The sequence below is a fragment of the Hyphomicrobium sp. genome (assembly GCF_009026145.1).
Taxonomy (GTDB): Bacteria; Pseudomonadota; Alphaproteobacteria; order Rhizobiales; family Hyphomicrobiaceae; genus Hyphomicrobium_A.
This window is the reverse complement of the sequence record NZ_WBUE01000055.1, coordinates 1-6,620: the sequence shown is the minus strand read 5'-3', so window position 1 is coordinate 6,620 and position 6,620 is coordinate 1. Positions and strand designations below refer to the sequence as shown.

At 61.6% G+C, this 6,620-nt stretch carries 5 protein-coding genes and 2 pseudogenes; 1 reads left to right on the top strand and 6 read right to left on the bottom strand.

From position 1 onward, the window contains the following. Positions 1 to 857: pseudogene (locus F9K20_RS21105) on the top strand (hypothetical protein); the annotation flags it as partial. Positions 858 to 1,034: 177 nt separating this feature from the next. Here the strand turns inward: F9K20_RS21105 and F9K20_RS21415 are convergent. The 6 genes and pseudogenes from F9K20_RS21415 to F9K20_RS21410 all read right to left on the bottom strand — a co-directional run. Continuing rightward, positions 1,035 to 1,367 (bottom strand): annotated as a pseudogene (locus F9K20_RS21415) (hypothetical protein); the annotation flags it as partial. Positions 1,368 to 1,652: 285 nt separating this feature from the next. Next, the gene (gspD, locus tag F9K20_RS21100; protein WP_291006742.1) at positions 1,653 to 3,857 is read right to left on the bottom strand and encodes a type II secretion system secretin GspD; all 2,205 of its coding nucleotides are present in this window, start codon (positions 3,855 to 3,857) and stop codon (positions 1,653 to 1,655) included. 124 nt (positions 3,858 to 3,981) lie between these two features. Then, entirely contained in the window at positions 3,982 to 4,503 is a 522-nt protein-coding gene (locus F9K20_RS21095; RefSeq protein WP_291006739.1) for a hypothetical protein, read from the bottom strand. A 4-nt stretch (positions 4,504 to 4,507) separates the two neighbouring features. Next, the gene (gene gspM / locus F9K20_RS21090; protein WP_291006737.1) at positions 4,508 to 5,086 is read right to left on the bottom strand and encodes a type II secretion system protein GspM; all 579 of its coding nucleotides are present in this window, start codon (positions 5,084 to 5,086) and stop codon (positions 4,508 to 4,510) included. Further along, on the bottom strand, positions 5,086 to 5,859 hold the full coding sequence (locus tag F9K20_RS21085) for a PilN domain-containing protein (RefSeq protein ID WP_291006735.1): 774 nt from the start codon (positions 5,857 to 5,859) through the stop codon (positions 5,086 to 5,088). The genes gspM and F9K20_RS21085 overlap by 1 nt, the downstream gene beginning before the upstream one ends. A 431-nt stretch (positions 5,860 to 6,290) precedes the next feature. After that, complete coding sequence (locus tag F9K20_RS21410) at positions 6,291 to 6,488, bottom strand: type II secretion system protein GspG (protein ID WP_367238447.1); 198 nt, start codon at positions 6,486 to 6,488, stop codon at positions 6,291 to 6,293. Positions 6,489 to 6,620 lie beyond the last annotated feature (132 nt).

Here is a 6,620-nt window from a genome sequence, read left to right as displayed (position 1 = left end):
TGGTGCAGTCGCTCACCTACGGCAACGGGCTCACCGAGCAGAACACCTTCACCCTCGACCATGAGCTCGGCCGCTGCGAGGTCAGAGACGGCGCCACGGCGCTGATCGACGTGAGCTACGGCCGCACCGACAATCTCAACCTGACGGCCATCACCGATGCCGTCGTCACCGCCAACAACCAGTCGTTCGCCTACTCCAACGCCAACCGCATGAGCACCGCGGCGGGCGCCTACGGCAGCCTGTCGTGGAGCTACGACGGCGTCGGCAACCGCACCCAGGAGATCGCCACCCCCGTCGGCGGCTCCGCCACCACCCGCACCTTCGCCTATCCCGCCGCCTCCAACCGCCTTGACACCGTCACCATCGGCGCCGGCACCGAGCGCGCCTTCACCTACGACGGCGCCGGCAACATCCTGACCGATGCCCGCTCCGGCACCGCCTACGCCTACAACAGCCGCAACCGCCTCGCCACCCTCACCGTGGCCGGCAGCCTGCGCGCCACCTACACCTACAACGGCCTTGAGCAGCTCGCTTCCCGCGTGCTCACCAACATGACGCCGTCGGGCACCACCCACTTCCTGCACGACCGCGCCGGCAACGTCATCGCCGAGACCGACGGCAGCGGCCCCGCCGGCACCGTGCGCGAGTACATCTGGCTGCCCGCAACCAATTCAGCAACGCGGGAGGGGATCCGCACCAGCCAGCGGCTGCTCGCGCGGTGCGTCTCCTCTTTGCCACGTCTTGAACTGAAATGGCGCCTGTTGCTGATCTGTCAATTCCACCACCGCCTCCCGAACAAAGCGAGCCCCGCCGGCAGTGCTTGCGATCGCCACAATAGAGAAAATGCGACCGCTTGATCGCACCCCTAGCGTAGTCAGGAGGGACAAGTCCGGGCGCAACTGTGAGACGGGTGGCGCCTGCCCGCGGTCCACGCTGTCACTGCCATCCAACCCATCGCCGGCGAGCGCTCGCAATAGCGGCCTCGGCGCCACGCTAACATCAATGCCAGGCAATCGCGAATGCACCGTGATGTAAGGCCGCACGGACCTGAAAAGATCTGTCGGAACACCCAGGACCTGCTCGAGTTCGTCAATCGATGAGAACTCAGAATTCTTGGGGCCATAGGTGAGGCCCGCCGAGCGGTATTCGGCCAGCTCCGCTCCGGCCGCGCGCCTCAGGTTGTCACCGTCGCGAAAATCGACCAGTCGGTCTACGTATGCTTGGCTTTCGCCTTGCGACGCTCCGGCCGATTGAAACAAGGCGACCAAGAGACGCTCGTCCGCGAAGTTGATGTCTATCCTGCCCGCCTCGTCCTGAACGGCAATTTCGAGACGCGCCTCGCTTCCAATGCTGCAGCCAAGCGGCATCCCATCGAGACGTAGCCGGCCGCGCCAACCGCTATTGGTCTTTCTCCGATCAAGGAGCGCCGCCACGGCGATTGCAACCCCGGCATCCGCATAGGCTGCTGCGCGTGCATTCTCGACGAGGTTTGCTGTAGCCTGAGTGTAGGTTCGCATGGCTACCGAGAAGGCCGTTGCCAACACTGCGACCAGCAGCAAACCCCAGATCACAATAACCAGGGCGAATCCGCTCTCGCTGTCCCTACGCAGACGCATCTCTCCCAGCGCCACACACCCGGCTTGCCGACACCGCTACTGCAATAGCCGACGCACGTTCTCGCGCCGGTCTGGAGGCCCGGCCGGGCTCAAGGGCACGCTGAGCCGACGCCGAAACTCGTCGGTCACCAGTGCTGCCTCGTTTTGATCGCGAACCACACGCGGCGTGATGATGATCACAAGCTCCGTACGATCGATCGTGTCTTCCTTCTGCTTGAACAGATTGTCAAGCAGCGGAATATCGCCTGCCAGAGGCAACTGCGACTTGTTGAGCTTGTTGCGCTCCTGCATCAGCCCGCCCAGTGTGAGACTCGCGCCATCATTGACGGCAACTGTCGTCTTGATACGGCGCTGCTGAATGGTTGGCGAGTCGATCCCGGACGACGTTGTCTTCGTCACGTCGCTCACCTCCTGCTCGATCAGCAGTGTCACGCGTCCGCTGTCGCTGACCCGCGGAGTGACCGAAAGAATGACCCCGGTATCCTTGAATTGCACCGTATTCACGATCGGAGATCCTGTCGTGGCGACGCTGACGGCCGATTGCGTGATGACCGGCACCTGATCGCCCACTTGAAGAACGGCGGTCTTATTGTCGAGGACCATCACAGAAGGCGACGAAATCACCTTCACTTTCGTGATGCTGGCCAATGCGTCGATAGCAGCTTTCGCATTGGCGACGGAGAAGAAGTACGAGAAGCCCGGAAACTGAGACGCCACGGCGCCGCTGGCCGCGTCCGTGAATGAGAGGGCGCTATTCCCCTTCTGGAAGAACCACTTGACGCCGAATTTCAGCTCGTCGTTCAGAGATACCTCGGCAATCGTCGCCTCGATGAGAACTTGGTTAGCCACCGCATCAATGCGTTCAAGCACCCGCAGCGCTCGCTTGTAGTCGGCAGGCGTCGCGTTGATGAGGATTGCATTGTTGGCCTCGTCCGCGACAATCCGCATCCGCGATGGCCGTGCCGCGGCAGCCGTCCGCGTCATCTCGCTCGGTTCCGGCTCCGCCGCCGCGGGCTGTTCTTGCGACCTCCCTTGCTGTCCGTCCGCCAGCCTCTGCGCCAACGTCGGCTGGATAGCCACCACCTGAGGAAGGGATGCGGCGACGGCATTGAATCTCGGAGCAACAGCGGCCTGCGGTGCAGGGGCCGCAACTGTGTCGATGTCGGCGACGAGAACCTTTCTAAGTACTTGGGCCAATTCGGCCGCCGGCCGATTCTGAATGTGATAAACATACAACTGCTCTTCGCCATTCTTGGCCGCCGCATCCAAGCGACGAACCCAGCGCTCGCCAGGGGCGATGTATTTGGGCTGAGAGCTTATGATCAGGACGGCATTGAGGCGCCTGTTCGGCACGAAACGGACAACCCCCTTGGCGGGGCCATCCCGATCGTTGAAGAAGACGGTATCAAGCTCCGCCACAATCGTCTCCGGGTCGGAGCTGGTTAGGGGCACAAGCGCAAACGACATTCCCTTCATCCAATCGACATCGAAAACCTGGACCGCTTCTCGCAGGGTCCTGACGTCATTGTCGTTTCCGGACAGGATCAGAAGATTGCGCGTCTGATCGACATGAACGATGGACTCGCGCCGAGAGATCGGGCGCAGAATGCGCTCCATTTCCCTCGCAGACACAAATTTCAAAGTGACGACTTGAGACCTTTGCCCCAGCTGGATGGCCCGGTCGGACTGCTGCTCAACAGACTGCAGCGGACTCCCAAGGCTGGCCGCCGACTCGACGGGTGTGATGCGATAGAAATCGCGATCTTGCACGATGACCGCCCCGCTCGTGCGCAGCGCTGATTCGAACATTGCCATCATGGCCATCGCATCAACGGGCTGGCTCGTCTGAACACTGACGGTCCCCTTGACGCGATCGTCGACCACGTAGTTGACACGTAGGAGGTCGCCCAATATGGACTTTGCCGCCTGAGCCACCGTCACGTTGACCAAGTTGAGCGTCACCCTGTCCTGGCCGGTCACCTCCATCAGCCGCTCCGGCAATCTTCGGCGACTGACGAATTCCCCAGTCCCCAAGTCGGTCCTGGTGCGAAGGGTTGGAGCATCGGTCGCCCGATTGATGGCTGCGGCTGGCTGCCGGCTGCGCGCCGCTACCCGGTTCGTTTCTGACGGTACTGCCAGCTTCTCGGAGCCCAGCACCCGATCGATGGACGGGCTCTCACACCCTGCAAGAATGACGAGCAGCGGCCCGATGACGGCCGCTCGACGAATAGTGAACGCCACAATAGTACTCCGCCTTCATGAATGCCCTCGTGGCGGAGCCAACAAGCCTAGGTCATCATTGGGTAATTTTCATCTCCGCCGCTCCTTGAACATGCATTTTATCCACAGCTTGTCCACAGGGTTTTCAATGTGCGTGCCGCTTCCATCCTTCCGGTGTGCGCGAATGCAACTTCACTTCCACGATGCGAGAGCCGTGCGCCAGTACGATGCTGTTCTCACCGATTGCGGCGATGCGCCAGCCGCCTAGCTCTGCCCCCTCAGCATACCATCTCCCCTCAGCCGCATTGGCCCCCTGCAACAGCGCTTGCCTTGTGCCGCCGGACACCAACACGCCAATCAATTTGAATTGTGCCGCGGGCAGGTCGCTCTTCGCCGTGATCGGCGCAGCGGCTGCGACCTTCGCGGGCAGCCGCCTCGTTGCAATGAACAGCGGCCGCTCAGTGACGACGGAACTGTCAACCGACGCGTCGAGCGCCTCTACTCCTTGATTGCTGCCCGGCGAGTCGGTCTGCAATGTCTTGGGAACCGCTGCCGGAAAGATTGGGCCCGCATCGATCGCCGTCCACTGCGACCATGGCACGGCGAACCCCGCGACCAAGGTCAGCGTGCCAGCCAACAGCCATCGAGCATTGCGAACAAACGGCATGGGGCTATCGCTTCGGCACCGCACGGAATGCGCCGTACACCTCAATCTGCGCATCGATCTTAATTTCGGTCGGCGCACTCGCCGACTGCGTGTATTGCGATCGCCGCATTTGTGCCCCCATGATTATGAGCGGCGGCGAGTGTGTCTCGATGTCGCCAATCGCTCGCTGCAAGCTGCCAATCTCGGCTGTGACGTCGAGCGACAGCCCCGCAAGCTCCAGGTGGCCTGTTTGTCGTTTCGGCAACGGGCGCACACTTCTGAATTGCGCACCGTGCGAACCGGCAATTGCCTGAACCTTCGACTGAAGGGCCGCCAGGATTATCGCCTCACTTTCCCCGGACCAGAATAGCGACGCGTCCGCATTCCCCTTTGTATCCCTCTCTGCAGTGCCGACCGCGTTTTCGCTGCGGCTCCGGACAATCGCTAGGTAGCGTCCAAGTTGTTTCCGATCCAAGTCAATTCGGTCGGCATTCTCCTTCAGCCCCCAGAGGCCAAGACTGAGCAGGCTGCCAGCAATCGTCGCGATCGCGAACAAGATGGCCAGAGCGATCAATCGGCGCACCACCAACGGCAACTGTTCCATCACAGGTTCCTCTGACTGGCGCGCGCACCCTCGACGGGGCGCCTGAACTTGAAGGCCAATACAAAATGCTCCTTCTTCTCGCGGGCATCCATTGTGACGGGAGCAACAAACGCCGCCTCCATGAACAACGCAGAGCGAGACACGAGCTCGATGAGGCTCGCCGTGGAGGCGGCAAAGCCAACGATCTGTCCGCCGTCCTCCGTCATCCGAAGCTCTGTCACCCAGGCGGAGTCCGGCAGCAGCGCTGTCAGCTCCCGCCACACCATGCTCAAAGCTGGCCGCTGAGCTTTCATGCGGCGCATTTCGTCGACACGCATCGCAGCCTCTTCTTTCGTCTTGATCGCGGCTTGCACTGTGTGCGCTCGCTGCCTAGCGGCGCTGATTTCCAGCCGCAGGTCCTCTATGGCCGCGTGCTGACGATAGGCGAATTGGATGAGAGCAAGGACAATTAGACCGACCGCCCCCACACTAACGACGATCGGACTACGGCCGCGTATCTGGCGCGCCCCCACGTCGTGCGCCCCGGCGAGGAAATCGATAGGGAGAACCTCGCCAGTGCCCCCATCGAACGCATCGGCAAATGCAATTTGAAGCCCCACGCTCTCGGCATCTCTGACGGCGCCGTCGAGAAGCGGCTTTCGCACAACGAACTGTGTGACATTGATCGTTCCTGCGCGGCTGGGACGCCAGCGGTAAGCCCAATAGGCATTTTCCTGATCGAGCGGTGTCGTTCGCGCCAGGTCAAGGGCCAATATCTGCTGCAGCTTTGGCACGACCGCTCTTGGGAACTCAAACTTTCGTTCTAGGCAATCAGCGGCAGAGATGCGCACGCCGCACCTCATCCGGCTGCGAACAGCCATCTTGGCCTTCGACGACCTCCGTATCTGTTCCAATACCTCATCTGTGCGGGGACCGCTTGCCAGTGTCTGGGGGAGCGCCCTTGATCGCTCCTCGACGAGGGAGACCGCCTCGTTCGTCGCAACAAGTACCAACCGGGTTTCTCGCACCCTTGTGACATCGCGCAAAGGCTCTGGTATCAGACCCGCTATCTCACCCCACCACCAAGACCAGAACTCTGTAACACTTCGCAGCACGGTGACGAGCAAACTCTCTCGCTTCACAGCCGCCCCCTCATTGCCGGATGCTTCGTTTCCGAGAGCACGCATCCGCGAGTTCGATGTTCGCCCCGGGCCAACAAGCGAACCTAGTCCCAGCTCGCCACGTCACGATCCTCTCCTGTTCCTCCCTCGACGTTGTCTCTGCCCAATGAAAACAGGTCGTAGCTGCCGCGACTCCCGGGAAAGCGATACTGATAAGGCCGCCCCCATGGATCGATGAGCCCCTCTGCCTTCTTCAGATACGGTCCGGCCCAGCGAGGCGCGTCGGCAGGGGCCCTTATCAACGCCTCACCTGATTACGCACCATAGTCAGCCCATTTGAGATAGCTGTAGGTGGCGGGCGGTGTGCGAACGGCGGCGCGACCAAGGGCCGGGATCATGGCGGCGAGATCGAAGCGGTGATTGAAGCGCCATTC